We start from the raw sequence: 25,084 nt of genomic DNA, 5'->3' as shown, positions 1-25,084 counted from the left end.
CGCACGCTTCCGGAATCCGCTCCCCCACCGAACGGCCACGCGAGTCCGGCCTCCGGCCGAAGGCGACTGACTCAGCGAACCCGCTTGTAGAACGGCAGCGCGACGACTTCGAACGGCTCGCTCTTACCCCGCAGATCGATGTCCAGTGCAGTCCCCTGCCCGGCAAACTCGACGTCGACATACGCCAACGCTACCGGGTAGCCGAGCGTGGGGCTGGGCTGACCGGACGTGACTTCGCCAACCACTGCGCCGTCTTTGAGGACCGGGTAGTGTCCACGGCCTGCCCGGCGTCCCAGGCCCTTGAGACCCACAAGCTTACGGCCGGACGTAGAACCAGCACCGGACGCTTTCAGGGCAGCGAGTGCTTCCTTGCCAACAAAGTCGCCTTCCTTGGAGAGCGCAACAACCGGCCCAAGGCCTGCAGCGAAGGGGTTGCCTTCCCGGGAGAGCTCGTTGCCGTAGAGGGGCATGCCTGCTTCCAGGCGCAGGGAGTCGCGCGATGCCAGCCCGGCCGGAACCAGTTCGCCTTCATTCGCGGCAGCCACAATGGCCTGCCACAGCGCGGCAGCTGATTCGTTGGCCACGAAGATCTCGAAGCCGTCTTCGCCGGTGTACCCGGTGCGGGCGAGCAGCAGGTCTTGAGTGCCGCCGTCGAACGTGAACGGGACGTCAACCGCCGCGTAGTACTTGAGTTCGGTGACCAGTGCGTGCTGTTCGGCCGGGACGAGGCGAAGGAGGATCTCTTCAGCGAGCGGCCCCTGAACGGCGATCAGCGAGGTCTCGGCGGAAGCATCCTCGACGACGACGTCAAAACCAGCGGCACGCTCCAACAACGCCGCAGCAACAACGGCAGCATTGCCTGCGTTGGGGACCACCAGGAACTTGTCCGAGCCTTCTTCGGTAGAGGCACGGCGGTAGACGATGAGGTCATCAATGATGCCGCCGTCTTCCTGGCAGATCAGCGAGTACTTGGCCTTACCGATGGCCATGGCGGAGATCTTGCCTACCAAGGCGTAGTCGAGGAACGCGGCAGCCTCGGGACCGGTGACCCAGACTTCGCCCATGTGGGAGAGGTCGAACAGGCCGGCGGTCTTGCGGACGGCGTGGTGCTCAGCCAACTCCGAGGAGTACTTGAGGGGCATTTGCCAGCCACCGAAGTCGGTGAAGGAGGCGCCGAGCTTCTTGTGCTCTTCGTAGAGAGCTGTGTAGTTCTCAGTCATTTTCCGGAACCCCTTAGTTCTCGAAGTCTTCGATCGGCGGGCAGGAGCACACCAGGTTACGGTCTCCGGCGGCACCGTCAATGCGGCCAACAGGCGGGAAGTACTTGTCCTGCTTCAGGTGGTGGACCGGGAAGGCGGCCTGCTCACGCGGGTACGCGCGGTCCCAATCAGAGGTTACGACGGCGGCTGCCGTGTGAGGTGCGCGGCGGAGTGGGGAATCCTGCACGGAGAAGTCGCCGTGGGCAACCTGCTCGATCTCGGCACGGATAGTGATCATGGCTTCGATGAAGCGGTCGATCTCCACGAGGTCTTCGGATTCGGTGGGCTCCACCATGAGCGTGCCCGCCACCGGGAAGGCCAAGGTGGGCGCGTGGAAGCCGAAGTCGATGAGGCGCTTGGCCACGTCTTCAGCGGTGACGCCGGTCTTGGCCGTCAGTTCGCGGAGGTCCAGGATGCACTCGTGTGCCACAAGTCCGCCTTCGCCGGTGTAAAGAACCGGGAAGTGATCGTTGAGGCGGGAAGCGATGTAGTTCGCAGCGAGCAGCGCAGACTTGGTGGCTTCGGTGAGGCCCTGGCCACCCATGAGCTTCACGTAAGCCCAGGAGATCGGCAGCACACCGGCGGAGCCGAAACGGGAAGCCGAAATGGGGACGTCGTTACCTTCGGTCCAGGACGCCGCATCGCCCGGCATGAACGGTGCGAGGTGCGCCTTGGCTGCGACCGGGCCTACACCGGGTCCGCCGCCGCCGTGCGGGATGCAGAAGGTTTTGTGCAGGTTCAGGTGAGACACGTCGCCACCGAACTTGCCCGGCTGGGCGAGCCCGACGAGTGCGTTGAGGTTGGCACCGTCGATGTACACCTGGCCGCCGGCCTCGTGGATGGCGTCGCAGACTTCGCGGACGTCGGCGTCGTACACGCCATGCGTGGACGGGTAGGTGATCATGATGGCCGAGAGGGCATCCCGGTGGGCTTCGATCTTGTTCTTGAGGTCAACGTGGTCGATGGTGCCATCGGGTGCGGTGGCCACTACAACAACCTTCATGCCGGCGAGTACCGCTGAGGCCGCGTTGGTGCCGTGCGCGGAAGCCGGGATGAGGCAGACGTTGCGCTGTTCGTCGCCACGGGAGAGGTGGTAGCCGCGGATGGCCAGCAGGCCTGCGAGCTCACCCTGGGAACCGGCGTTGGGCTGGATGGACACTTGGTCGTAGCCGGTGATCTCGGTCAGCTGGGCTTCGAGGTCGGTGATGAGTTCACGCCAACCCTCGGTCTGGGAGTCCGGGGCGAACGGGTGGATGGAGGCGAACTCCGGCCACGAGATGGCCTCCATTTCAGCCGTGGCGTTGAGCTTCATGGTGCAGGAGCCCAGCGGGATCATGGTGCGGTCCAGCGCGAGGTCACGGTCAGAGAGCTTGCGGATGTAACGCAGGAGCTGGGTTTCGGAGCGGTGGGTGTTGAACACCGGGTGCTGCATGAAGTCGCTGGAACGCTCCACGGAGGCCTCAAGCGCAAAGCCTTCAGCGGCTTCAGCCACTGAAGCGCCGAACACCGCTGCGACGTCGGCCACAATCGCGGAAGTAGTGGTCTCATCAACCGAGATGCCCACAGTGTCGGCGTCGATGCCGCGCAGGTTGATGCCCTTGGCCTCGGCAGCGGCCACGAGCTCGCCGGCCTTGCCGGGAACGCGGACGGTGATGGTGTCGAAGAACGAACCGTGGAGGACCTCGACGCCGGCAGCCTTCAGGGACGCTGCGAGGGTGCGGGCGTGGCTGTGAGCGGTCTCCGCAATCGCCTTCAGGCCCTCGGGACCGTGGTAGACGGCGTACATCGACGCGACGATAGCGAGCAGGGCCTGCGCGGTACAGATGTTGGACGTGGCCTTCTCGCGGCGGATGTGCTGCTCGCGGGTCTGCAGCGCCAAGCGGTAGGCGGGGACACCGGCGTCGTCCTTGGAAACGCCCACCAGGCGGCCGGGCATGGAACGCTCCAGACCCTTCTGGACGGCCATGTACGCAGCGTGCGGGCCGCCGAAGAACAGCGGGACGCCCAGTCGCTGCGCGGAACCAACAGCGATGTCCGCGCCCTGCTCACCGGGAGGGGTGATGAGCGTCAGGGAAAGGAGGTCGGCAGCGACGGTAACCAGCGCGCCGCGTTCCTTGGCGTCAGCGATCACGGCGGAGTGATCGAACACGCGGCCGGAGACACCCGGTTGCTGCAGGACGACGCCGTTGATGGCGCCTTCCGGGAGGCCGAGCGACAGGTCGGCCACCTCAACCTCGAAGCCGAGCGCTTCGGCGCGGCCCTTCACGATGGCGATGGTCTGCGGCAGGCAGTCGGCGTCAAGAACGGTTTTGCCATCCTGGACAGCTTTGTTCTTGTTGGCACGGCGCATCATGAGCACGGCCTCGGCCACGGCGGTTGCTTCATCCAGCAGGGAGGCGTTGGCGATCGGCAGGCCAACCAGGTCCTGCACCATGGTCTGGAAGTTCAGGAGCGCCTCAAGACGGCCCTGGGAGATTTCCGGCTGGTACGGGGTGTAGGCGGTGTACCAGGCCGGGGACTCAAGGATGTTGCGGCGGATCACCGGAGGCGTCACGGTGTCGTAGTAGCCCTGGCCGATCATCTGGACGGCGGTCTTGTTCTTCGAAGCGAGCTTGCGGAGCTCGGCAAGAACTTCAACTTCGCTCAGGGCGTTCTGCAGGGTGAGGGCAACGTCCTGGCGGATATCGTTCGGGACGGCTGTGTCGACCAAGGAATCAACGGTGTCGTAACCGACGGACTTGAGCATGGTCTCAATGTCGGCCTGGCGGCGTGCGCCGATATGCCGATCGACGAAGGTGGTGGAGGCAGAACTAACCGTCACGAAGGAACTCCATTACTTGGGCAGCGTTTGGGTACGCCACAGCGGCTGGGTTCCTCCCCGCTCTGTATTGGACCTGAGAGTTTCCGCGCGTTGTGGGACAACCATCGCTTGCACCGTCGGTGAGCACAGCTCTCTTCACCCTGAGGTGCCGAGTGCCTGCTGCTTTCCAGAGTTGCCTTGCCGCGGCGGTGCGTGGGCCTGAGAGATTCCTGGGGAGGGTTTGCTCCTACGGCGCCTGCATCACTAGCTTGCAGGACTCTCCCGCCGCAGATCAAAGGCATGTTCAGTTGTATGTGGGCGCCACGCTGGGCACGCCACAGGAGTTAATTGTCCTACGCTCCGGCCTCAGCAGCAAATGGAGGAACTACTGCTTCCGTAGCCGCTCGAGCACTCCCAACAGGATTTCGACGTCGGCCTCCCGCCCGGCGTTGCCGCCCTCCTGGCCGCCTTCAAAAATCGCGTTGAAGTAGAGGCCATCGCCCATGTAGCTGACAGCCTTGGCAACGTCCGGTCCGACGTCTTCTGCCAGCACGTCCAGCCACCGCTGTTGGATGGCGGCAAACCTGCGGCGGGTTTCCTCGTGAGCCACTTCAGCCAACCTGGTAGCGGCAACGAAGGCCCGGTCCATGGGCGTATCTGCCCAGAGCGAGGACCTGATGAAGTAGGCAGCCGAACCATCGGGCGCGGCCTTCATCACTTCGGTGTCTTCATCGGCGAGCAGGTCCAAGCGCTCCAAAAGGGCCGTGATCAGCGCTTCCTTATTGGGAAAGTGGTAGAGCAGCCCACCCTTGGATACCCCTGCACGCTTGGCAACGGCATCGAGCGTGGCAGCCCGCTCCCCCACTTCAATGAGGAGGGCTTCAAAGGCATCCAGGACGGCGTCCCGGGCAATTGGTTTTCGTGGCATGTGTCCATCATTCCCTAAAGGCTCTCGGGGGCTATATTTGAAACTATACCGTCTGGACGGTATAGTGATGACATGTTCTCGCCGTCCTCAACCCAAGCACCCCGTTCCGCCCACCCCGCTAAGGGCCAGGCAGCACCGTGGCGCGACTGGACGGCACTGGCGCTCCTGATGTTTCCGGTGCTGCTGGTGGCCGTCGACAACACAGCGCTCACCTTTGCCCTCCCCGAAATCGCCCGATCCCTGAACGTTGGCGGCGTCCAGTTGCTCTGGATTGTTGACGCCTACCCGCTGGTCCTCGCCGCGCTGTTGGTGTCCATGGGCAACTTGGGCGACAGGATCGGACGACGGCGGCTGCTGCTGGTCGGCAGCACAGGCTTCGCAGCGGTTTCGGCTGCTACAGCATTCGCACCGTCCGCTGAATGGCTGATTGCCGGCCGCGCCGGCCTTGGTGTCTTCGGTGCCATGCTGATGCCCTCAACCCTGTCCCTGATCCGGAACATTTTCACCGATCCCAACCGTCGCCGGCTCGCGATCGCCGTTTGGGCTGCAGGCTTCTCCGGCGGCGCCGCCCTTGGCCCGATCTTTGGCGGCTGGCTGGTGGAGCACTTCTGGTGGGGCGCCGTTTTCCTGGTAGCAGCATTCCTGCTTTTGCCCCTGCTTGCTTTCGGCCGGGTACTGATTCCCGAGTCCAAGGATGCCAATCCCGGACGTGTGGATGCGCGCAGCATCCTCCTCTCCGTCGTCACCATGGCGCCGTTCGTTTACGGGATCAAGGAATTCGCGGTTCATGGTTTCGGGGCGTCCGCAGCTGCCTTCATGGGCTTTGGCCTGGTGATGGGCATCCTGTTCGTGCGTCGCCAGCAGCGGATCGTGAACCCCATGCTGGATGTTGCCTTGTTCAAGAACAAGGTGTTCAGCACGGCAATCGTGGCGAACGTCCTGTCCCTGTTCTCCATGACGGGCTTCATCTACTTCTTCGCCCAGCACCTGCAACTTGTTGAGGGCCAGTCCCCCATGGAGGCCGGTATCGCGATGATTCCCGCCCTCCTGGCAACGGTCATCGCCGGCCTGCTGGTGGTACCGCTGGTCAAGCGTGTACGGCCAGGGTTCGTTGTGGCCGCAGGCCTGACGCTCAGTGCCGTGGGCTATCTGATCGTCGTAGTGGGCGATCACGGCAGCGGACCGGTGTTCCTGTTGTCAGCCCTGACCGTCCTGGCCGTCGGCGTGGGCGCTGCGGAGACCATCTCCAACGACCTCATCCTGGCTTCAGTGCCGGCCGACAAATCCGGTGCCGCCTCGGCTATCTCCGAGACCGGCTACGAACTGGGGTCACTGTTGGGAACGGCAGTGCTTGGCTCGATCCTCACGGCTTCTTACCAGCACAACCTGATCATGCCGGACGGCATCTCCGAGCAAGCTGCCGGGAATTCCGGTGAGACGCTCGCCGGCGCTGTTGATGCGGCGGCCGCACTTCCGGCCCCGTTGTCGGAGGCGTTGACACACGCCGCCCGGACAGCGTTCGAGTCCGGCGTCCACATCACTGCGGCGATTGGGCTGGTACTGATGGCCGGCGCGGCAGTGCTCGCCGCCGTCGTGCTCCGGCGTGTGCCGAAGGCGCAGTAATAGGTAGAGCGCCGAAGGCGCAGTAATGCCGCTGTGAGGCCCGCTCTGCGTGGTTCTTTGGGGATTTGCCACGCAAACCGGGCCTCACAGCGCTTCGGTTGGCGCCGCTTTCTTGTCGACGACGGCGGTCAGCTCGTCGATTCTGTCGAGGGCATCGCTGAGCCGGCTGACAGTGTTCCATAGCTGCGGGTGTTGTTCCCTGACTTCCTCGAGCGTGGCGCCAGCCGAGGTCAGGGATGCGAGGTCGAAGCTCACATTGGTCCGGGCTCCGGCGATGGCCGCGCGGAGGGCTCCGAAGCCCACCACGACGTCCGCGATCAGCGCAGGGTTGCCGTTGGATGCGAGCCAGCCGAGGTCTTCAATGGCATTGATCGCCCGCTCCCCGAGGACCGCTGATGCCTTCGCGGCATGGACGGAGGCTCGATGAATGGCGTCCTCGCGTTCAGGTCCGGGATCCAAGCGGAAGGCTGCGCCGAAGGCGTTGGAGGCGGAAGCGTCGTCGTCGGCTAGTTGAAGGGCCGTTTGACGGAGTTCGTGAGCACGGGAGTGAACGCCGCTGAGCTGCTCGCGCTGGGACTTCTCCGCCTCGGTGTATCCGGCCACCATGGACGTCAACGAGGCCGCGATGGAGAGCATCACCCCTGTTCCGGCGCCGCCGCCCGGGGATCCGCTGGATTCCGCCAACGCCTTGGTCCACTCCTCAACAGTGGATAGCTGTGTGGTGACTGACTCGGAATGGTTCATGACATCCAGTGTGCCGGGGCTTCCCAGGCTTTGCATCCATGGGCTGGATACACTGGCCACACCATGGCGTCGAACGAAAAGGGCAGATTCATGACCATTGACCTCGAAGAGCTTTATAAGGACCTGCACGCCAACCCCGAACTATCCTTCCAGGAGACCCGAACAGCCGGGATCGCCGCGGGATACCTCGAAGATCTTGGCTTCGCCGTTCACCGCAACATCGGAAAAACCGGTGTTGTTGGGGTTTTGGACAATGGGCCCGGACCAGTGGTGATGCTCAGGGCAGACATGGATGCGTTGCCAGTGAAAGAGGCAACGGGTTTGGACTATGCCAGCACGGCAGTGGGTGTTGATCATGAGGGCAAAGACATGCCAGTCATGCATGCTTGCGGCCATGACGTGCACGTGAGCTGCCTTGTTGGCGCGGTGGAGGTCCTGGCCGCGCAGCGTGATGAGTGGCAAGGCACGCTGATCGCTCTCTTCCAGCCGGCCGAGGAATGGGGCGGCGGGGCAGAAACCATGGTTGCCGACGGGCTGTATGACGTGGTGCCGAAACCGGACGTCGTCCTGGGCCAACATGTGGCCCCCTTCCCCGCGGGATGGTTCGGCATGCGTGCCGGCGTCACCATGGCGTCCGCAGATTCCCTCAACATCACCTTGCATGGACGAGGTGGCCACGGATCGCGTCCGGAGACCACTGTTGACCCGGTGCTCATGGCTGCCGCGACTACTGTGCGATTGCAGGGCATTGTCTCGCGCGAGCTCGCCGCCAATGACTCTGCGGTGGTGACGGTGGGGCAGATTCACTCAGGGACCAAGAACAACATCATTCCCGAAACGGCAACATTGGGCCTCAGCGTCCGCACCTTCAGTGACGGCACCAGGGACAAAATCCTTGGTTCCATTGAGCGCATTGCCAAGGGAGAATCCACAGCTTCGGGCGCTCCCAAGGACCCCGAAATTCAGTTTGAAGAGCATTTCCCGCTGACCGTCAACGACGCAGCCGCAACCGGCAGGGTGTCAGCTGCGTTCACGGCAAAGTTCGGAGAGACACAGATCATTGATCCTGGCCCCGTGTCCGGAAGCGAAGACGTGGGAGCCCTGGCGAAGGCCGCAGGCGCTCCGCTGGTTTTCTGGTTCCTAGGCGGTGCTGAGCCTGCTTTGTTCAAGGAATTCGCCACAACGGGCCGCCTTCCAGAGGACATTCCCTCGAATCACTCGCCGTACTTTGCGCCAGTCATCCAACCGACGCTGGCGCGCGGAACGGAAGCGCTGGTGACGGCTGCCCGGGAGTTCCTGGCCACTAAGTCGTAGGACTGCTTTGTCCCAAGGCAGACCGAGAAGGAAAGGCGCTGCGAGCGCGGCGCCTTTCCTTAACGTGCTTTTCGGTGCGGCCCAGTATCCGGCCTAGTGGGATACGACTAACGTGCGCGCATCCTCAACAGCCCGGTTGGTCTCCTCCATCATGAGATCTGCATTGATTGCAGCACCTGCCATGACACCTGCGGCTGCGGAGGCCATCACCTGCCCCATGAGATCGGCGACGTTTCCTGCAGCGTAGACACCCGGCACCGACGTAGCACCGCCCATGGGATTGACGTCAACGTGGCTTCCAACACCCATCGGGTGCTCCACTATGGGGACGCCCAGGGTTTCCAGCACGCCGGATCTTGCCTCCAGCCGTGGGCCGGTGACTACAGCGTCCACCGGAATCATGGTTCCCGATGCCAGGACCACACCCGTCAAAGCGTCGTCAGTTATTCGCAGGGCCTGGACTCTGCCGTCCACCACGTTGATGGATCGGGCAGCCAGTTGTTCCCACTGTTCTTCTGTCGGTTCCACGATGTCATTGAGGAACAGGGTGATGTCGGGGCTCCACTGGCGGAACAACAACGCCTGGTGCAAGGCCATGGGCACTGACCCCAGGATTCCGATTGCTTGATTCCGGACCTCCCAGCCGTGGCAGTACGGGCAGTGCAGGACGTCGCGGCCCCAGCGTTCCCGGATGCCCTCGATCTCGGGCAAGATGTCCACCAACCCGGTGGTCACCAGTAGTCGGCGCGCTTTGACAGTTTGACCATCAGCCAGGTCCACCTCGAAGGCGAGCTCTGAACCGGCCGTTGGCTCCGCCGTCGAGCGTGCGCCAAGTGCGATGCCGGACATTATGTCCGCCCCGTACTGGAGCGCCTCCGCTCGTCCGAGTTTCAGCAGCTCCTGGGGATTGACTCCGTCCCGCGAGAGGAATCCGTGCACCCCGGCTGCGGGCGCGTTCCGCGGCTCCCCGGCGTCGATGACGAGGACGGACCGCAAAGCCCTGCCCAGGGTGACCGCAGCACTTAACCCAGCTGCGCCACCTCCCACCACAACGACGTCATACTCCCCCGCGACCCGGTTGTTCTCATTTTCCGTACTCACCAATGCCTCCACATCTCCAGCGACCCTGCGCCGCTCCTTCCATGGTTGGTCAGGATCCGCTGAATCAGCAAGGAAGTTTGCCAATATGGCAAACTTGGAGCATGACTACGGATTTCAGCACCATGCTCGACGCCGTCGGCCCTCGCCTGCGTGCCATGCGAACCCAACGCAACGTGACCCTCACGGAGGCTTCGGAAGTCACCGGCATCTCCGTCAGCACGCTTTCCAGGCTGGAATCGGGCCAACGCAAACCCACCCTGGAGCTTCTTCTCCCCATCGCGCGGCTGTATCAGGTCCCATTGGAAGAACTTATTGACGCCCCGGAAACAGGCGATCCCCGCATTCACCTCAAACCGCACGTTCACGAGTGGGGAACGGCCGTTCCCCTCACGCGACGCCCCGGCGGCATCCAGGCCTTCAAGATGGTCCTCAGGGGCGGCACAGGCAAGGAGACTCCCACGCCGCAATCGCATGAGGGCTACGACTGGGTGTATATCCTCAACGGCAAGCTCAGATTGGTGCTGGGCGAGAACGACTTTGTCCTGAAACCGGGCGAGGTGGCGGAATTTGATACCCGCACACCACACTGGTTTGCCAGCGCCACCACAGAACCGGTGGAGCTCCTCACCCTCTTCGGGCAGCAGGGCGAACGGCTCCACGTGCGGGCCCGCCCCAAACGCTGAGGCGGCAAGCGCTGAGCGCTGATTACGGGAAACTCAGGTTACGAAGCCAGCCATTCACGCGCACTTCGACGCGGACCCGCCGGCTCGACCCTATGCTCCTGCTGGTTGATCTCAGCCCACACCTCATCGAGGGAGAGTCCGAGGACCTCCGCAATTGCTGCGACGGTGGGGAACGCAGGCGTCGCCACCCGGCCTGATTCGATCTTTCGGAGCGTTTCGGGCGAGACGCGGGCATCCAGAGCAGTCTCCAGCATGGAGCGTTCCCCCCGGGCGCGACGCAAAAGAGCACCGAGGCGTTGTCCGCGCTCGGCCTCTGCGGGTGTAAGCGGCAACCTGACCATGGCTCCAATTGTAATACCGGGATAATATGGCCGGGATAGTTATTGGTTTTCACATGAAAGGCCTCGCATGATTGAGATCCTGAGCCGTACAGAACTAGGCCGCGCCAAGGAAGCCGGCGCCCTGGTGGCCAACATTTTGCACACGCTGAAAGGCCGGGCAAAGGTGGGCACCAACCTCCTCGACATAGACCGATGGGCAAAGAGCATGATCCTCGAGGCCGGAGGCGTCTCCTGCTACGTGGACTACGCGCCCTCCTTTGGTCGCGGGCCATTTGGCCACTACATCTGCACCGGAGTTAACGATGCAGTCCTGCACGGATTGCCCACGGACTACAAGCTGGCTGACGGCGACCTGCTGACGCTGGACCTGGCGGTTTTGAAGGACGGAATCGCGGCGGACTCCGCCATCAGCTTCATCGTGGGCGAGTCTAAGCCGGCCGAGAGCGTCGCGATGATCGAAGCAACCGAACGGGCATTGCGCGCGGGCATCGAGGCCGCCCGGCCCGGCGCCCGCATCGGCGATCTCTCCTACGCCATTGGCTCAGTTCTGAGCGACGCCGGATACCCCGTGAACACCGAGTTCGGAGGCCACGGCATTGGCTCAACCATGCACCAGGAGCCTCACGTACCAAACATGGGCCGACCCGGCCGAGGATACAAACTACGCCCTGGTCTCATGCTGGCCCTGGAGCCCTGGGTGATGGCCGATACCGCCCAGCTTGTAACAGACGCCGACGGCTGGACGCTCCGCAGCGCGACCGGGTGCCGCACCGCCCACAGCGAGCACACCATTGCCATCACCGACGACGGAGCCGAAATTCTGACCCTGCCGACACTCTGAGCCAATGATTTCCCGGACGCTCCCGCCCTTGTTCGGGTGACTCAACGCTGAACGGGGCGCGGGGCGAACGAATGCGGAATCCGGGCAAACCGGTTCACTCCCTGAGACGCCTCACACCGCATCTTGCGCTTGAGGGTGACTCCCGTCATACTAAATGAACGCTATTCATTTAGTGACAGTCGTCTCACGGAGTAAACCCCCCATGATTGAAATCAGACACGTGGAAGCCTTCGCTTCCCTGACCACCGGCCCGGTGACATATCGGCACCCGGCCGAAGCGGTGGACCCCAACGCCCCGCTCGGCACAGTAAAAACGCAACATACCCAGGCAGTTACCACGTGAGCGCGTGGCGCATGCCATCGGAAACGGCTCCCCAGGACCGCGTTTGGATGGCTTTCCCCACCGGCGGCTACACCTTGGGTGACACCGACGAAGAGGCGCACGCGGCGCGCTCCACTTGGGCCGCCGTCGCGAACGCCATCCTCGAGTTCGAGCCCGTCACCATGGTGGTATCGCCCGACGACGTCGAAACAGCTGCGCACTACCTGGACCCACGCGTTGAGGTAATTACCGCTGACCTCAACGACGCCTGGATGCGGGACATCGGACCGTCGTTCGTCTTGGACGCCAACAGGCAACTCGGTGCTGTGGACTGGATCTTTAACGGCTGGGGTGGCCAGGATTGGGCAACCTGGGACAAGGACTCGCTCATCGCCGAGGCCATCAGCGGCCGCGCCAACGCCCGGCATCTCCCCTCAGGGATCGTCAACGAAGGCGGGGGCATTCAGGTAGATGGCGAGGGCACTGTCCTGGTCACCGAAACGGTTCAGCTGGACCAAGGCCGCAACCCTGGCCTGACCAAGGCTGACATCGAGCAGGAACTCGCCCGGACCATCGGCGCTACTCACGTGATCTGGCTTCCCCGGGGCCTCACACGCGACTCCGAAAAGTTCGGCACCCGCGGACACGTGGACATCGTGGCCGCAATTCCAAGCCCGGGCACCTTGTTGGTCCACTCGCAGCAGAACCCGGAACACCCGGACCACCACGTCTCCCGCGAGATCATCGATTTCCTGCGCACCACCCACGACGCAGCTGGCCGGGACTGGAACATCATCGAAGTTCCCGCCCCCGAAACACTCACCGACGACGAGGGGTATGTGGATTACAGCTACATCAACCACCTCGTGGTCAACAGCGGGGTCATCGCCTGCAGTTTCAATGACCCCATGGACGAGAAAGCCCTCCGCATTCTCGCCGATGCCTACCCCGGCCGCCGCGTGATCAGTGTTGACGCGCGCGAACTGTTCGCCCGGGGCGGCGGCATCCACTGCATTACGCAGCAGCAGCCTTCGGCCATCTAGAAAGGGCCTCATATGAGCCAGACAATCCACCGCAGCGGCAGTAACGCCGCAGAGTCGCATGACATCAGCGGCAAGGGACTGAAGACGGGGCAGTTGGGGCTCCTCGCCGTCGTCGTTCTTGGCATTTCAACCATCGCCCCGGCGTACACGCTCACCGGTGCGCTCGGCCCAACCGTCAACGAGGTGGGGCTGCAACTGCCCGTCATCTTCCTGATCGGTTTCATCCCGATGATCCTTGTATCGCTGGCCTACCGGGAGCTCAACGCGGACTCCCCGGACAGCGGCACCACCTTCACCTGGGTCACCAAGGCTTTCGGCCCCTGGGTTGGCTGGATGGGCGGCTGGGGTTTGCTCGCAGCCAACATCATCGTCCTATCCAACCTGGCTGGCGTGGCCGTGGACTTCTTCTACCTCTTCCTGGCGCAGGCCACGGGCTCACCTGAGCTTGCCGACCTCGCCTCGAACAAGCTGCTCAACGTTGCCACCTGCTTCGTTTTCGTGGCGCTGGCCGTGTGGATCAGCTACCGGGGCCTTCACACCACCAAGATCGTCCAGTACGGCTTGGTAGGTTTCCAACTGCTGGTCCTGGGCCTGTTCGTTGCCATGGCTTTCGCCAACTGGTCCACGTCCGAGTCCGCTGTTCCCTTCAGCTGGGACTGGTTCGACGTCACCAAGGTCGAGACTTTCGGCCAGATCGCCGCCGGTATCTCGTTGTCGATCTTCGTCTACTGGGGTTGGGACGTTTGCCTCACCGTGAACGAGGAAACTGCCAACGGTAAGAAGACTGCCGGCCTCGCAGGCACGCTCACAGCGGTGATCGTCCTGGGCATCTACCTGCTGGTCACCATCGCCACCATGATGTTTGCGGGCGTCGGCGACACAGGAATCGGCCTCAACAACGCTGAGAACCACGCCAACGTCTTCACAGCACTGGCATCACCGGTCATGGGTCCGTTCGCCATCCTGATGTCCCTCGCCGTACTCTCCAGCTCTGCCGCATCCCTGCAGTCCACGTTCACGTCGCCGTCCCGCAGCCTGCTGGCCATGGCGCACTACGGCGCCCTGCCGGAGCGCTTCAGCCACATGAGCAAGAAGTTCTCGACGCCGGGCTTCGCCACCATTGCGGCCGGTGTCCTGTCCGCGGGCTTCTACGCGGTGATGCACGTGATCAGCGAGAACGTCCTCAACGACACCATCCTGGCCCTGGGCCTGATGATCTGCTTCTACTACGGGCTCACGGCCATCGCGTGCGTCTGGTACTTCCGGAACAGCGTTTTCTCCAGCGTGAGGAACTTCTTCCTGCGGCTCGTCTGCCCGCTGCTGGGCGGCGTTGGCCTCTTCGTGGTGTTTCTTCAGACCGCCGTGGACAGCTGGGCTCCTGAGTTCGGCAGTGGCTCGGAAATCTTCGGAGTGGGGCTCGTGTTCGTGCTCGGCATCGGGATCCTGGCGTTGGGCGCGGTGGTCATGCTGATCATGTCCCGCGTTCGGCCCGGGTTCTTCCGCGGCGAGACCATCCGGAAGGATACGCCGGCACTGGTTGTGCCGGAGTAAGACGCCGCTGCAACCCCGCGATCTGGGCACTTCAGCGCCCCGTCAATCACCAGCGATGCGCCACGTCCACCACCAGGCGAGAACCGCCGTCGGGCCCGTCCAAGGTGAACACCCGGAACGGAAGGCGGGCCCGGACACCCAGCCCGATGCTGGTAGTGCCCTCAAAACTGCCCGCATAAACCACCTGCCGGAACGTTTGGTACCCGGAGACGTTGGACAGTTCAGCCTTGGCTGCCGGCAGATACGTCGGCTGGCTGTACTGGTTGTACGACGGCGCCGTGACCATCACTTGCAGATCAGCATCCCCCAGAACAGGGATGGAATAGCCGGTAGCATCCTGGGTCACCACCGGAACATACTGAACCACGTAACCGGCTACCTTCCCGGTCATATCTATCACCAGGCGGTCGTAGCAGGGCTGTTGACCCGTACGGACGTTGGTGACATTGGCGGAACTCCAGTCAAGGTCGGCCTTAGCCATGGAACCCCACGAGATGCCGCAATATGTAGCTGCCGAGGCGGGCCCCGGTGCCACCAGACCGAGCCCGGCAGCAGCCATGACCGCTGCCAAACCCGCTCCAAGTTTCCTCATTTTTTGTGCCCCCTTCAGGCGAAGTTGATACTTCAACAGTAGGAGTGCATCAGGGTGTTTGGGCGGGTTGTGGCCGCTTCGGGGCGCAACCGTTAAGTGGGTGCAGCTGCGGTCACAAGAGAGTTATTGAAGAGCGGTTTTTTGAGTGATCAGCGGCCACATCAAGGGTCTTCGGGCACATGTTCGTGATCGAAGATAACGAGACCCGGGCGTTACTTAGCCTTCGCAGTCCTTGCAGAACTTCAGACCGTTCTTTTCCAGCGCAATCTGGGACCTGTGACGGACCAGGAAACAGGAGCCGCACGTGAATTCGTCAGACTGCTCCGGGACCACAATGACAGTCAGTTCTTCACCGGAAAGATCTGCACCGGGCAGGTCAATTCCTTCGGCGGTATCGTTTTCCTCGACGTCGATAACCGCAGTCTGCGCAGTGTTTCCACGGGATGCCTGAAGGGCCTCAAGCGATTCGGCGGGAGACTCTTCTTCTGTCTTGCGCGGGGCATCGTAATCAGTAGCCATTGAGGTTCGCTTTCGTTGCTGCATAGTGCCTATTCCGGCACCTCAGTGAAGCAGTTTAGGGCATATTACTCGTGATCAACGAATAGTGTGCCCAACGCGACATTCTGCAGCATTCCCGGCGGGTTCTACGGTTCTGTATGTACCCTCAGGGCGTGAGCTTGGATGGCCTGCGCGCTGGCAACAGTGACGCCGCTGAGGGCAGGTAGCCACGACAAGTCGCTCCTGGTTCCTTGCCCGCCCAGGCCGTGTTCCTCCGCTGACGGATCCGTGCAATCCAGGACGTAGGCAGCCTCGATCCAGGCCGCTATGGTGGTGCCGACTGAGCTGGCAAGCGAGGCTAGTGATCCGATCATGCGGTAACGGTATCCAGCCCGCGTTTGGAGGCGGTTTCCGGTGGATCACGAGCTTGTTAACTCCTCAGTCCTGCACAGCCTGCTCCACGATGTACTCCGCTATCGCCATGGACGACGTAGCGCCCGGAGACGGTGCGTTGCGCACCAAGACCGTGTCCCGGCGTCGTGCGATGACAAAGTCGTCCACCAGCGAACCGTCACCGTTCATGGCTTGGGCCCTCACTCCCCGGGTGCCAGGAAGAATGGTGGCCCCTTCCAGGGAGGGTACAAAGCGCATGGCCTCGCGGATGAACTTTTTCCTGCTCACCACGGTCTGGAATTCGCGAACGGCTGAGGGCACATTGTGTCGGGCGAAATTCCAGAACCCCGGGAAGAGCGTGTAATTCAGGACGTCGCGAACGTTCACCTCGTTCCACGCGTAGGACTCGCGGCCGAAGGAGATGAACGCATTCGGGCCGAGCAGCATTTCGCCGTCGATGCGTTTGGTGAGGTGGACGCCGAGGAAGGGATGTTTGGGGTCCGGGACGGGATAAATGAGGCCGCGCACTTGGTCCCGGGCTTCCTTGCCCAACAGGAAGTACTGTCCAAAGAACGGCACGATCCGTGGCGTCGCCGGCTCACCGGTCGCCTCGGCCACCCGATCCGACTGAAGACCGGCGCAAACCACCACGAGGTCGTAATGCTCGCCGCCGTCCTTGGTACTCACCACCACACCGCTGTCCTGCTGCTCAAGCGCGATGACTTCCTGTCCCAGACGGATGGTCCCGTCCGAGCTGCGGACGTCGTCGGCGAGCGCGTTGGTGATGGCCCTGTAGTCAACGATCGCCGTTTCCGGCGAGTGCAAAGCTGAAAGCCCGACGGCGTTCGGCTCCACCTCGCGTATCTGGTCACCGCGCAGCATGCGAGCGCCCGGCACCCCGTTAGCTGTGGCTCGGGCGAAAATGCTGTCCAGGCGCTTGGATTCCTCGGGGGTCTGGGCGATGACCAGCTTGCCGCAGGAATCGTAGGGAAGGTTCTTCATGGCGCAGAATTCCTGCAGCAGCTCCACTCCCCTGCGGCACAGCTTCGCCTTCAGCCCGCCGGGTTCGTAGTACAGGCCCGCGTGAACCACACCGGAGTTGTGTCCAGTCTGGTGTGCTGCCAGCCGGTCTTCTTTTTCGTAGACGGTGACCTGGACGCCCTCGAGCCTGTTGGTCAGTTCCCTCGCCACAGCAATACCGATGATCCCGCCACCAACCACGGCGCAGCGTTTGATGGTCCTCATGGCTGGCACTCCTCGTCGTAGGGGTGGGTCGGGCGTTGCAGGGTGGTTCTCAGCATTTCATGCGCATTACCCGAGCGGCAGGTAAGGCCGGAAAATGGCACGAAAAAGGGCGACACGCGAGGTGTCGCCCTTTTCATTGGCAGGTATTACTTGCCGTGGTGGTGACTATGCAGTCGGCTGATCGAAACGCTGACCGGCCGGGTTGGACGGCAGGAGCGCGAAGACCAGGATGGCAAGTCCACCCACGAACGGGATCAGTCCGAGGAGAGCCAGCCATCCACTGAAGTTGCCATCGTGCAGACGACGAACCAGCAGTGCGATGGACGGGATAAGGACCGCCAGGTAGAAAACGGCAATCAGGATGAGGCCGACAACAGCTCCCGGGCCTGGAACTGTTCCGCTGCTGGTAGTGGTGGATCCAGCCGCACCTAGAATGCCGGTGAGGATCTGCAGGACGATCCCGACGACGCCCAATGCAAGGGCGACCCACCAGTATTCACTGCGGCTGGCGCGGCCTGAGAATGCGGTGTACTTCTTGAAGAAACGCGTGACGGCTGCGCCGATCGGAGCGCCGTAGTACGGAGCCCACAGCGGCGGCTCGCCGGCCTGGACGCCGTACTGCTCAGTTTGTTGCGGTTGTTGCGGGTAAGAGCTCATTGGTATATCCCCCGGGTTAGGTGTGAGTCGTGATGGAGCTTAGTGCTCAGTGTGAGTCGTGCTTATCGTAATGCCCCAACAGCGAATAAGGCAGTTCGATGGAGGAAATTAACCCGGATTTAGCTTGGTAACGCAATATTTCGTTCCACGAGGCTCCTCATGAGACCCAAATTTGTTCGAGGGCTAACCAACGGCAAACACGTCGATTTCCACGGAACCGGGCCTTCGCCGTCCTGTTCCCACCATGATGGTGTGATTAAGCCAAGCCAACTCGGGCGAAGCAGTTGAAAAACGCGGACTGCACCGGAAATAGATCAGGGCGGGGTCTACGTCTTCTCCCCTATTCAACCTGGCGATATCTTTCGCGGCGCCGAAGCGGAGAGCCGCGTTGTGCACGTACACCACGGCTCCCCCTTCGAGCTCCACCGCGTATCTGGCGTCCAACTCGGTCAGCTCGGCGTTCCGGAGAATCTGGTAGTCCGCACCGGCTGGCACTACGCGCCCTTGGAACTGTGGCCCGGATACCGTCCCACCAATAATGGGAATGATCCGCCGGTGCCCCTCCGGTGTTGGCCCCACATCAATGGGCTCGCCGACCTCCACGCTGAAGGTGGCGAGGAACGTTAATGCCGGCGGCTCCGGACAGAGCGTCACTGGGCGTAGTGCTTTCGGAGGTCCATTTTCCGGATCTTCCCGCTGGCGGTTCGGGGCATCTCCTCAACGAACACCACGGACTTGGGGATTTTGTACCGTGCCAGCCGACCCTCTAGATGCGAGCGCAGTTGCTCCTCAGTGAGGGATTCGCCCTCACGCAAGGTGACGATCGCCCGGGGCACTTCTCCCCATTTCGGGTCATCAACACCGATCACGGCCACACTCCCCACAGCGGATAGCTCCGCAATGGCAGCTTCCACCTCGGCCGGGTAGATGTTCTCGCCCCCGGAAATGATCATGTCCTTGATGCGGTCCGAAACGAACAGGAAGCCTTCCGCATCTTGGTAGCCCATGTCGCCGGAGCGGAACCAGGACGACTCGGAATAACTCTCAGCGGTGGCTTCGGGCCGGTTCCAGTACTCCTTGATGACGTTGGGGCCGGAGATTTGAATCTCCCCCACCTCGCCAAGGGCGGCGATGCCGCCCAGCGGATCGGCGATCCGCACATCCGTGAAGAAGTGGGGCAGTCCTGCAGAACCAGCCTTTTCCTTGGACCTCGATACCGGCAACATGGTGGCACCGGGCGCGGTCTCCGTCATGCCATAGCAGCTGGTGAAACCTATGCCGCGCCGCTCATAGGCTTCTAAAACCCTGCCAGGAACAGCGGAACCGCCGCAGGTGAGCTTGTCCAGGGAGCTAAGGTCCGCCGTCGACCATCCGGGATGGTCGCAGAGCATCTGGAAGGTGGTGGGGACGCCGTTGAGTGTGGTGATTTTGTGCTGCCCCACCAGCTCCAGTACCCGGCCGGCGTCGAACTTGGCTTCAAGCACCACGGTGGCACCCTTCAGCAGCATGGGAAGCAGACCCATATCAAGGGACGCCACGTGGAACAGCGGCGAGATCATGAGCGCCACATCGTTGCGGTTCAGGTCCATATCCACCACCGTGTTGAAGCAGTTCCAGGTGATGTTGCCGTGTGTCAGCAAGGCACCTTTGGGTTTACCTGTGGTGCCGGATGTGTAGAGGATCATGGCGCCGTCTTCCAACGTCACCGCTTCATCCAGCGGGGTCGCCGTTGCAGCGTCAAGCACCTCACCATAGTGTTCGACGCCGGATGGCAGCTTGAGAGCCGAACCTTCAGTGACGTCGTCGGGCGCCACCACAAGACGGTGTGTCACGCCGGTGTCCGTGCAGGATCCGGCGGCTACGGACTCCAAGGATGCAGCGCTGATGAGCACGCGCGCGCCCGAGTCCTGCAGTTGAAACCGAAGCTCAGGAGCGGTCAGCCGGGTGTTGAGCGGGACGAACATCGCCCCGAGCAACCCGCATGCGAAGAACGTCTCCACAAAGGACGGGTGATTCTCACCGAGGTAAGCCACCCTGTCCCCCTTGGCCACTCCCCTGTCCTTAAGGGCTGTGGCCAAACGGTCGCTCCGGTCTGCGAGTTCGGCGTAGCTCAACGTATGGCTGCCCGAAATGAGTGCCGTCTTAGGCCCCGATTTGGCACGGCGGCGGTGCAGCCAGGATCCAACTCCGTTGTTGTCCATGGTGCCGTACTCCTAACTGACCGTAGAGAGGTCGTTGTTCTTAGACTCCCGCGTCAGCAGGATGAAGACAATCGATACCAGCGACATGATGGAAAGGAACACCACGACGGGGACGATGCTCTGGCCGGCATCCTTATACAGGCCCGCCACAATGCCGGGGGTGAAGCCCGCGCCTATCAGTGTTGCCAGTTGGTAGCCGACGGCCGCGCCGGTGTAGCGGTTAGTGGTGCCGAATTGCTCGGAAACGAACGCTGCAAGCGGACCGTAAAGGGACGAATGCAGAACCAGCGCCACTGTGAAGGCCAGGAAAACCAAAGCGATGTTGCCGGAACTGAGCATCCCAAACATTGGGAACAGGTACAGGATGAACAATGCCAGGCCGGTGACCATGACCGGACGGCGACCAAAGCGATCCGAGAGCCTGCCGCCCAGAAGCACGAACAGGATGGAGATGGCCGAGGCGCCAGCGAAGGCATAGAGCACGCCCTGTTGTGGTGCACCTTTGGACACCGCGTAGGTGACGGAGAACGTGGGCAGCACTACCTGGAGGCCGAAGCCGGCGGCACCGGCAAACATGATCATGATGAGGGCCTTGGGACGCTTCAATACTTCCAGCAACGGGATCTTGCGCTTAGTGCCTTGGGCGCTTTCCTTGGCAACGGCCTCGGCGAAGATCGGGCTTTCCGAAACCCGCAACCTCACGAACATGCCCACGATCAAAAGCACGAAGGACAACAGGAACGGCACACGCCATCCCCACGCCAGGAATGCGTCTTGGGGAAGGGCGGAAAAGATGCCCATGACCACGGTGCCGAGTACTGCGCCCGTCGGGGCACCGGCGTTGACGAACGACGCCGCAAACCCGCGCCGTTTGGGATCCGAATGCTCCAAGGCCATGAGCGCGGCCCCGCCCCATTCACCGCCCACAGCGATTCCCTGGAAAACACGCAAGACCACCAGGAGTACCGCACCCCAAGGACCAATGACGTTGGCTCCAGGAATCAGGCCAATCAGCGTTGAGGCAATACCCATCATGGCCATGGACACAATCAGCATGCCCTTGCGGCCGATGCGGTCACCGAAGTGCCCGAAGATGATGCCGCCCAAAGGCCGGGCAACATATCCGGCAGCGAACGTGGCATAGGCGGCAACGACGCCCACCCACTCGTCAGTGCCGGCGAAGAACACTTTGGGGAAGGCAACTGCTGCGGCTGTTGCATATAGCAGGAAGTCGTAGAACTCGATGGTGCTGCCCAGATAGCTGGACATGATGACCGTGCGCGCTTCTTTGCGCTTGGCGGCCGTGCTCGACGGTGCGAGCGCAGTGTGTCCTGACATGGCTGTTCCTTGGGAGAGGAGGGAGGGTGGGTCTTAGCGGGTTATTTGTAGAAGCGGGCGAGGAATTCGGCCACGACGGCGGGGCGTTCCTGGCCTTCGATCTCGATGGTGGCGTTGACCTTGATCTGGGCGCCGCCCTTGACCTCGGTGACTTCGGCGATGCTGCCGTTCATCCGGACTTTGGAGCCGACCTTGACTGGTGAGGTGAAGCGGACTTTGTCCAGGCCGTAATTAACCTTGGTGGTCACGCCTTCCACGTCGAAGAGTTCGCCCCAGAACGGGATGATCAGGGACAGGGTGAGGAAACCGTGCGCGATCGGAGCGCCGAAGGGACCGTCCTTGGCGCGTTCGGGGTCGGTGTGGATCCACTGCTGGTCGTCCGTGGCATCGGCGAACAGGTTGATCTGCTGCTGGGTGATTTCGCGGTAGTCGGTGGTGCCGAGGTCCTTGCCGGACATGGTGAGCAGGGTGTCGAAATCGACGACGAGATTGGGCATCTTTGCCTCCTGTGTTGTTGTTTGTAGAGATTTAGTGGGTGAAAGCACTGGCACCGGTGAGGGCGCGGCCCACGATCAGTGCGTTGATCTCGTGGGTGCCTTCGTAGGAGTACACGGCTTCCGCGTCGGCATGGAAACGCGCGACGTCGGAGGCGAGGGTGATGCCGTTGCCGCCCACCACTTCGCGGGCGAGGGCAACGGTTTCGCGCATCATCAGGGACGTCTGCATCTTGGCCAGGGCCGAGTCCTGATCCCGGTAGATGCCCCAGCCCTGCTGCTCGGTCAGCCGGACAACGAGTGAAAGCGAAGCGGTGACGTTGCCGAGCATGCGGGCCAGCTTCTCCTGGACCAGTTGGAACGAGCCCAAGGACCTGCCGAACTGCTGACGCTCCTTCACATAAGCCAGCGCAGCTTCGAACGCCCCGGCCTGGATTCCGGCGGCGATCCAGGCAACGTCCGAGCGCATCGCCCGGAGCATAGCGGCCACGTCCTTGAAGGAGTTCACGTTGTGCAGGCGCATGGCTTCGGGAACCCTGACATTGTTCAGGGTGATGTGGGCGTTCTGCATCATCCGCAGTGAAGTTTTACCCTGGATCTTCTCCAGGGACACCTCGGGAGCGGTGCGGTCAACGAGGAACGCTTTGACCTGCCCGTCGGCGACATCGCGGGCGAATACGCACAGGACGTCGGCTGTGGCCGCGCCTCCGATCCACCGTTTGGCACCGTCCAGAACCCAAGCACCGGAGCCCGTGCCGCCGTCGGGATCTTCTTCGTAACGGGCGGTGGTGGACAAACCGCCTGCGATGTCCGAGCCGTGCTCGGGTTCGGTCAAGGAGAAGACGCCCTTGAGGGAGAAGTCGATGACTTTGGGCATCCATTCCTTCTGCTGCTCTTCGGACGCGCCCACCCGGATGGCTGTCCGGAACAACCCCGCCTGGGCGGTGTACCAAGTGGCCAAAGATGCATCAGTACGAGCCAGTTCGAAGATCCGGAAGCCGTGGTAAATCCCCCGCGCAGGGGCCTCAACAGTGAGGTGGGCCGGTTCCATCAGATCCAGGTCAATCAACGGCCGGGCCAGTTGCTCGGGGAACTCCCCCTTCTCCCAGTACTCGGCCAACAAGGGCTTGGCTTCGGCGTCGAGGAAGTCCCGCAGCCGGCCAAGTACCTGGCGTTCGGCAGTGCTCAGCAGCGCCTCGGCGTCGTACCAATCCGCCACGGAATACAGCCGCTGTTCCTGGCTGGTCTTAGTGGTAGCCGTTGCGGTCATCTCAGCCACCCAAACCAAGCAGCCGGACGGCGTTGTCCTTCAGGATCCTCGGCCGAACCTCGTCCTTCAGCGGCAGGTCAGCGAACGCACCCAGCCACTTCTGCGGGGTGATCAGCGGGAAGTCGGTGCCGAACAGGACCTTGTCCTGCAGCACTGAATTGGACAGTCGAATCAAGGATTCCGGGAAGTACTTTGGTGACCAGCCAGAGAGGTCGATGAAAACGTTGGACTTGTGCGTCGCGATCGAGTTCGCCTCGTCCTGCCATGGCACCGACGGGTGGGCCATGATGATCTTCAGGCCCGGGAAATCTGCCGCCACAGCATCCAGCAGGAGCGGATTGGAGAAGGCGAGCTTGATCCCGTACCCGCCGGGGAGACCTGCCCCCATGCCGTTTTGACCGGTGTGGAAAATGCAGGGAAGCCCCAGTTCCTGGAGGGTTTCCCACAGTGGATAAAACGTCTCGTTGGACGGATCAAATCCTTGCAGCGACGGGTGGAACTTGAAACCGCGGGCACCGAGCTCAACAGCCTGATGTTTTGCCCCGGCGATCGCGTCCTCCCCCGTCCGCGGGTCAACACTGCCGAACGGAATCAGCACATCATTGTTCCGGGCAGCGCCCTCGATGAGTTCCGGGATGCTGTTGGGCTCGTGCTTGAGCTGGGTGCGGGCGTCAACAGTGAACACGACGGCGGCCATGTTCAGTTCGCGGTACACCTCGGCGATCCTGTCCAGCGATGGCGTGCGGTCCTCGGCTTTGAAGTACTTCGCCGAGGCCTCCGTGAGCGCATCAGGGAGCGATCCGTGGCCGCAGCTGTCTACTTCGAGGTGGACGTGCATGTCGATCGCATCCAAGGCAGCCGCATCGATGCCAGGTTCGTAACGGGTGGCCATGATCAGCGGGCCTCAGCCTTGGCCGGTTCGGGCTGCAGTTCCTCGGGCAGCGGCAGGAATTCCTCGCCGTAACTCTGCAGGTTTTCCTGGCCGAAGAGCGTGCCGGCGTTCTCTTGCAGTGCCTTGTAGCTCCAGCCCCCTTCGCGGTATTCGGTGCTCGCCGCCGTCGGGTGTGTCCAAACCTGCAACCGGTCACCACCGGCACCGATCGCCTGGCCGGTAATTTCAGCAGCCTCATCAGAGGCGAGGAACGCAATCAGCCCGGCGACGTCGTCGGCCGTTCCAAAACCGAGGTCGTGACGGAAGAACGACGGCATTGCCTCGCCACGCTCATCGGCCTCTACGGCCTTCTGGAAGTAAGGGACCGTCTTGGTCATCGCCGTGGCGGCCACCGGAATCACGGAGTTAACCGTCACGCCGGCCTTCTTCATCTCCAGAGCCCAGGTTCGGACCATGCCTACGATCCCGGCCTTGGCAGCGGCGTAATTAGTCTGCCCGAAGTTGCCACGCTGACCGGTGGGCGAACCAATGGTGATGATCCGGCCGGCAATGCCGTTCTCCTTGAAGTACGCGAACGCCTCCCGGACGCAAGTGAACGTCCCTTTCAGGTGCACGTTGATGACCAGGTCAAAGTCCTCGTCGGTCATCTTCAGCAGGCTCTTGTCGCGCAGGATGCCGGCGTTCGTGACCAGGATGTCCAGACGACCGAAAGCTTCCACAGCACCTGCAACCAGGGCCTTCGCGGCGTCAGTGGTGCCCACCGGAACCACCACAGAGGTGGCGCGTCCGCCGTCGGCCTCGATCAGCGCAACAGCGTCCGCAGCGGTCTGAGCGTTCACGTCGTTAATAACGACGGCGGCACCCTGGCGGGCGAGCTCCCTCGCGTAAGCGAGTCCAAGACCCTGTCCACTCCCGGTGACGATTGCAACCTTGCCGTTCAAGCTCATGGCGTGC

25 protein-coding genes and 2 riboswitches are annotated in these 25,084 nt (G+C 62.4%); of the genes, 7 read left to right on the top strand and 18 right to left on the bottom strand.

Going from position 1 to position 25,084, the window contains the following annotated elements; genetic code table 11:
- Positions 1 to 71: 71 nt before the first annotated feature.
- From gcvT to AR689_RS12450, 3 genes are all read right to left on the bottom strand, one after another.
- On the bottom strand, positions 72 to 1,220 hold the full coding sequence (gcvT, locus tag AR689_RS12460; protein WP_062070583.1) for a glycine cleavage system aminomethyltransferase GcvT: 1,149 nt from the start codon (positions 1,218 to 1,220) through the stop codon (positions 72 to 74).
- Between the two features lie 13 nt (positions 1,221 to 1,233).
- The gene (gcvP, locus tag AR689_RS12455; RefSeq protein ID WP_062070581.1) at positions 1,234 to 4,080 is read right to left on the bottom strand and encodes an aminomethyl-transferring glycine dehydrogenase; all 2,847 of its coding nucleotides are present in this window, start codon (positions 4,078 to 4,080) and stop codon (positions 1,234 to 1,236) included.
- Between the two features lie 52 nt (positions 4,081 to 4,132).
- Positions 4,133 to 4,255, bottom strand: a riboswitch (glycine riboswitch).
- A 1-nt stretch (position 4,256) separates the two neighbouring features.
- A riboswitch (glycine riboswitch) is annotated at positions 4,257 to 4,354 on the bottom strand.
- 90 nt (positions 4,355 to 4,444) lie between these two features.
- Entirely contained in the window at positions 4,445 to 4,987 is a 543-nt protein-coding gene (locus tag AR689_RS12450) for a TetR/AcrR family transcriptional regulator (protein WP_062070579.1), read from the bottom strand.
- 72 nt (positions 4,988 to 5,059) lie between these two features.
- On the opposite strand from AR689_RS12450, the gene AR689_RS12445 reads away from it, so the two are divergent.
- Positions 5,060 to 6,610 (top strand): MFS transporter, encoded by a 1,551-nt coding sequence (locus AR689_RS12445; RefSeq protein ID WP_062070577.1) that lies wholly within the window; start codon positions 5,060 to 5,062, stop codon positions 6,608 to 6,610.
- Positions 6,611 to 6,694: 84 nt separating this feature from the next.
- Here AR689_RS12445 and AR689_RS12440 read toward each other — a convergent pair whose 3' ends face one another.
- Positions 6,695 to 7,354, bottom strand: coding sequence for a cyclodeaminase/cyclohydrolase family protein (locus AR689_RS12440; RefSeq protein ID WP_062073771.1), 660 nt, complete (start codon positions 7,352 to 7,354; stop codon positions 6,695 to 6,697).
- A gap of 90 nt (positions 7,355 to 7,444) precedes the next feature.
- Between AR689_RS12440 and AR689_RS12435 the strand changes: the two genes are divergently transcribed.
- Positions 7,445 to 8,668, top strand: coding sequence for an amidohydrolase (locus AR689_RS12435; RefSeq protein ID WP_062073770.1), 1,224 nt, complete (start codon positions 7,445 to 7,447; stop codon positions 8,666 to 8,668).
- A 93-nt stretch (positions 8,669 to 8,761) separates the two neighbouring features.
- Here the strand turns inward: AR689_RS12435 and AR689_RS12430 are convergent, their stop codons facing one another.
- Positions 8,762 to 9,769, bottom strand: coding sequence for an NAD(P)/FAD-dependent oxidoreductase (locus tag AR689_RS12430; protein WP_062073769.1), 1,008 nt, complete (start codon positions 9,767 to 9,769; stop codon positions 8,762 to 8,764).
- Positions 9,770 to 9,870: 101 nt separating this feature from the next.
- Between AR689_RS12430 and AR689_RS12425 the strand changes: the two genes are divergently transcribed.
- Complete coding sequence (locus AR689_RS12425) at positions 9,871 to 10,452, top strand: helix-turn-helix domain-containing protein (RefSeq protein ID WP_062070575.1); 582 nt, start codon at positions 9,871 to 9,873, stop codon at positions 10,450 to 10,452.
- 38 nt (positions 10,453 to 10,490) lie between these two features.
- On the opposite strand, the gene AR689_RS12420 is transcribed toward AR689_RS12425, so the two are convergent.
- Positions 10,491 to 10,793, bottom strand: a complete 303-nt coding sequence (locus tag AR689_RS12420; protein WP_062070573.1) for a helix-turn-helix domain-containing protein — start codon at positions 10,791 to 10,793, stop codon at positions 10,491 to 10,493.
- Positions 10,794 to 10,860: 67 nt separating this feature from the next.
- On the opposite strand from AR689_RS12420, the gene map reads away from it, so the two are divergent.
- The 4 genes from map (at position 10,861) to AR689_RS12405 (ending at position 14,550) form a co-directional block, all read left to right on the top strand.
- The gene (gene map, locus AR689_RS12415; protein WP_062070571.1) at positions 10,861 to 11,634 is read left to right on the top strand and encodes a type I methionyl aminopeptidase; all 774 of its coding nucleotides are present in this window, start codon (positions 10,861 to 10,863) and stop codon (positions 11,632 to 11,634) included.
- A 202-nt stretch (positions 11,635 to 11,836) separates the two neighbouring features.
- The gene (locus tag AR689_RS23080; RefSeq protein ID WP_156424593.1) at positions 11,837 to 11,977 is read left to right on the top strand and encodes a hypothetical protein; all 141 of its coding nucleotides are present in this window, start codon (positions 11,837 to 11,839) and stop codon (positions 11,975 to 11,977) included.
- Between the two features lie 11 nt (positions 11,978 to 11,988).
- On the top strand, positions 11,989 to 12,999 hold the full coding sequence (locus AR689_RS12410) for an agmatine deiminase family protein (protein ID WP_231745644.1): 1,011 nt from the start codon (positions 11,989 to 11,991) through the stop codon (positions 12,997 to 12,999).
- A 12-nt stretch (positions 13,000 to 13,011) separates the two neighbouring features.
- Positions 13,012 to 14,550, top strand: a complete 1,539-nt coding sequence (locus AR689_RS12405) for an APC family permease (RefSeq protein ID WP_062070567.1) — start codon at positions 13,012 to 13,014, stop codon at positions 14,548 to 14,550.
- Positions 14,551 to 14,596: 46 nt separating this feature from the next.
- Here the strand turns inward: AR689_RS12405 and AR689_RS12400 are convergent, their stop codons facing one another.
- The 12 genes from AR689_RS12400 to AR689_RS12345 form a co-directional block, all read right to left on the bottom strand.
- Positions 14,597 to 15,142, bottom strand: coding sequence for an AMIN-like domain-containing (lipo)protein (locus AR689_RS12400; protein WP_062070565.1), 546 nt, complete (start codon positions 15,140 to 15,142; stop codon positions 14,597 to 14,599).
- A gap of 216 nt (positions 15,143 to 15,358) precedes the next feature.
- Positions 15,359 to 15,661, bottom strand: a complete 303-nt coding sequence (locus AR689_RS12395; RefSeq protein ID WP_024819766.1) for a DUF4193 domain-containing protein — start codon at positions 15,659 to 15,661, stop codon at positions 15,359 to 15,361.
- Between the two features lie 125 nt (positions 15,662 to 15,786).
- Positions 15,787 to 16,014, bottom strand: coding sequence for a hypothetical protein (locus AR689_RS12390; protein ID WP_062070563.1), 228 nt, complete (start codon positions 16,012 to 16,014; stop codon positions 15,787 to 15,789).
- A 64-nt stretch (positions 16,015 to 16,078) separates the two neighbouring features.
- On the bottom strand, positions 16,079 to 17,278 hold the full coding sequence (gene lhgD, locus AR689_RS12385; protein ID WP_062070561.1) for an L-2-hydroxyglutarate dehydrogenase: 1,200 nt from the start codon (positions 17,276 to 17,278) through the stop codon (positions 16,079 to 16,081).
- Between the two features lie 165 nt (positions 17,279 to 17,443).
- Positions 17,444 to 17,935, bottom strand: a complete 492-nt coding sequence (locus AR689_RS12380; RefSeq protein ID WP_062070559.1) for a DUF805 domain-containing protein — start codon at positions 17,933 to 17,935, stop codon at positions 17,444 to 17,446.
- Positions 17,936 to 18,118: 183 nt separating this feature from the next.
- Positions 18,119 to 18,589: a DUF3237 domain-containing protein gene (locus AR689_RS12375; protein ID WP_062070557.1), complete on the bottom strand. Its 471-nt coding sequence runs from the start codon at positions 18,587 to 18,589 to the stop codon at positions 18,119 to 18,121.
- Positions 18,586 to 20,136, bottom strand: a complete 1,551-nt coding sequence (gene menE / locus AR689_RS12370; RefSeq protein ID WP_062070556.1) for an o-succinylbenzoate--CoA ligase — start codon at positions 20,134 to 20,136, stop codon at positions 18,586 to 18,588. Before menE ends, AR689_RS12375 begins: the two co-directional genes overlap by 4 nt.
- A 12-nt stretch (positions 20,137 to 20,148) precedes the next feature.
- The gene (locus AR689_RS12365; protein WP_062070554.1) at positions 20,149 to 21,474 is read right to left on the bottom strand and encodes an MFS transporter; all 1,326 of its coding nucleotides are present in this window, start codon (positions 21,472 to 21,474) and stop codon (positions 20,149 to 20,151) included.
- Positions 21,475 to 21,515: 41 nt separating this feature from the next.
- On the bottom strand, positions 21,516 to 21,971 hold the full coding sequence (locus tag AR689_RS12360) for a MaoC family dehydratase (RefSeq protein WP_024819759.1): 456 nt from the start codon (positions 21,969 to 21,971) through the stop codon (positions 21,516 to 21,518).
- A 31-nt stretch (positions 21,972 to 22,002) separates the two neighbouring features.
- A complete protein-coding gene (locus tag AR689_RS12355) occupies positions 22,003 to 23,238 on the bottom strand; it encodes an acyl-CoA dehydrogenase family protein (RefSeq protein WP_062070552.1) in 1,236 nt (411 codons plus the stop codon).
- A 1-nt stretch (position 23,239) separates the two neighbouring features.
- A complete protein-coding gene (locus AR689_RS12350) occupies positions 23,240 to 24,130 on the bottom strand; it encodes an amidohydrolase family protein (protein WP_062070550.1) in 891 nt (296 codons plus the stop codon).
- A 2-nt stretch (positions 24,131 to 24,132) separates the two neighbouring features.
- Positions 24,133 to 25,077 (bottom strand): SDR family NAD(P)-dependent oxidoreductase, encoded by a 945-nt coding sequence (locus AR689_RS12345; protein WP_062070548.1) that lies wholly within the window; start codon positions 25,075 to 25,077, stop codon positions 24,133 to 24,135.
- Positions 25,078 to 25,084 lie beyond the last annotated feature (7 nt).

The organism is Arthrobacter sp. EpRS71, from assembly GCF_001512285.1.
Taxonomy (GTDB): Bacteria; Actinomycetota; Actinomycetes; order Actinomycetales; family Micrococcaceae; genus Arthrobacter.
This window is presented reverse-complemented; position numbering and strand designations above follow the sequence as displayed.

Excerpts from the sequence above, each read along its gene's own strand:
- gcvT (WP_062070583.1), bottom strand. The coding sequence starts at position 1,220 with ATGACTGAGAACTACACAGCTCTCTACGAAGAGCACAAGAAGCTCGGC.
- AR689_RS12450 (WP_062070579.1), bottom strand. The coding sequence starts at position 4,987 with ATGCCACGAAAACCAATTGCCCGGGACGCCGTCCTGGATGCCTTTGAA.
- AR689_RS12445 (WP_062070577.1), top strand. The coding sequence starts at position 5,060 with ATGTTCTCGCCGTCCTCAACCCAAGCACCCCGTTCCGCCCACCCCGCT.
- AR689_RS12440 (WP_062073771.1), bottom strand. The coding sequence starts at position 7,354 with ATGAACCATTCCGAGTCAGTCACCACACAGCTATCCACTGTTGAGGAG.
- AR689_RS12435 (WP_062073770.1), top strand. The coding sequence starts at position 7,445 with ATGACCATTGACCTCGAAGAGCTTTATAAGGACCTGCACGCCAACCCC.
- AR689_RS12425 (WP_062070575.1), top strand. The coding sequence starts at position 9,871 with ATGACTACGGATTTCAGCACCATGCTCGACGCCGTCGGCCCTCGCCTG.
- AR689_RS12420 (WP_062070573.1), bottom strand. The coding sequence starts at position 10,793 with ATGGTCAGGTTGCCGCTTACACCCGCAGAGGCCGAGCGCGGACAACGC.
- map (WP_062070571.1), top strand. The coding sequence starts at position 10,861 with ATGATTGAGATCCTGAGCCGTACAGAACTAGGCCGCGCCAAGGAAGCC.
- AR689_RS23080 (WP_156424593.1), top strand. The coding sequence starts at position 11,837 with ATGATTGAAATCAGACACGTGGAAGCCTTCGCTTCCCTGACCACCGGC.
- AR689_RS12410 (WP_231745644.1), top strand. The coding sequence starts at position 11,989 with ATGCCATCGGAAACGGCTCCCCAGGACCGCGTTTGGATGGCTTTCCCC.
- AR689_RS12405 (WP_062070567.1), top strand. The coding sequence starts at position 13,012 with ATGAGCCAGACAATCCACCGCAGCGGCAGTAACGCCGCAGAGTCGCAT.
- AR689_RS12400 (WP_062070565.1), bottom strand. The coding sequence starts at position 15,142 with ATGAGGAAACTTGGAGCGGGTTTGGCAGCGGTCATGGCTGCTGCCGGG.
- AR689_RS12395 (WP_024819766.1), bottom strand. The coding sequence starts at position 15,661 with ATGGCTACTGATTACGATGCCCCGCGCAAGACAGAAGAAGAGTCTCCC.
- AR689_RS12390 (WP_062070563.1), bottom strand. The coding sequence starts at position 16,014 with ATGATCGGATCACTAGCCTCGCTTGCCAGCTCAGTCGGCACCACCATA.
- lhgD (WP_062070561.1), bottom strand. The coding sequence starts at position 17,278 with ATGAGGACCATCAAACGCTGCGCCGTGGTTGGTGGCGGGATCATCGGT.
- AR689_RS12380 (WP_062070559.1), bottom strand. The coding sequence starts at position 17,935 with ATGAGCTCTTACCCGCAACAACCGCAACAAACTGAGCAGTACGGCGTC.
- menE (WP_062070556.1), bottom strand. The coding sequence starts at position 20,136 with ATGGACAACAACGGAGTTGGATCCTGGCTGCACCGCCGCCGTGCCAAA.
- AR689_RS12365 (WP_062070554.1), bottom strand. The coding sequence starts at position 21,474 with ATGTCAGGACACACTGCGCTCGCACCGTCGAGCACGGCCGCCAAGCGC.
- AR689_RS12360 (WP_024819759.1), bottom strand. The coding sequence starts at position 21,971 with ATGCCCAATCTCGTCGTCGATTTCGACACCCTGCTCACCATGTCCGGC.
- AR689_RS12355 (WP_062070552.1), bottom strand. The coding sequence starts at position 23,238 with ATGACCGCAACGGCTACCACTAAGACCAGCCAGGAACAGCGGCTGTAT.
- AR689_RS12350 (WP_062070550.1), bottom strand. The coding sequence starts at position 24,130 with ATGGCCACCCGTTACGAACCTGGCATCGATGCGGCTGCCTTGGATGCG.
- AR689_RS12345 (WP_062070548.1), bottom strand. The coding sequence starts at position 25,077 with ATGAGCTTGAACGGCAAGGTTGCAATCGTCACCGGGAGTGGACAGGGT.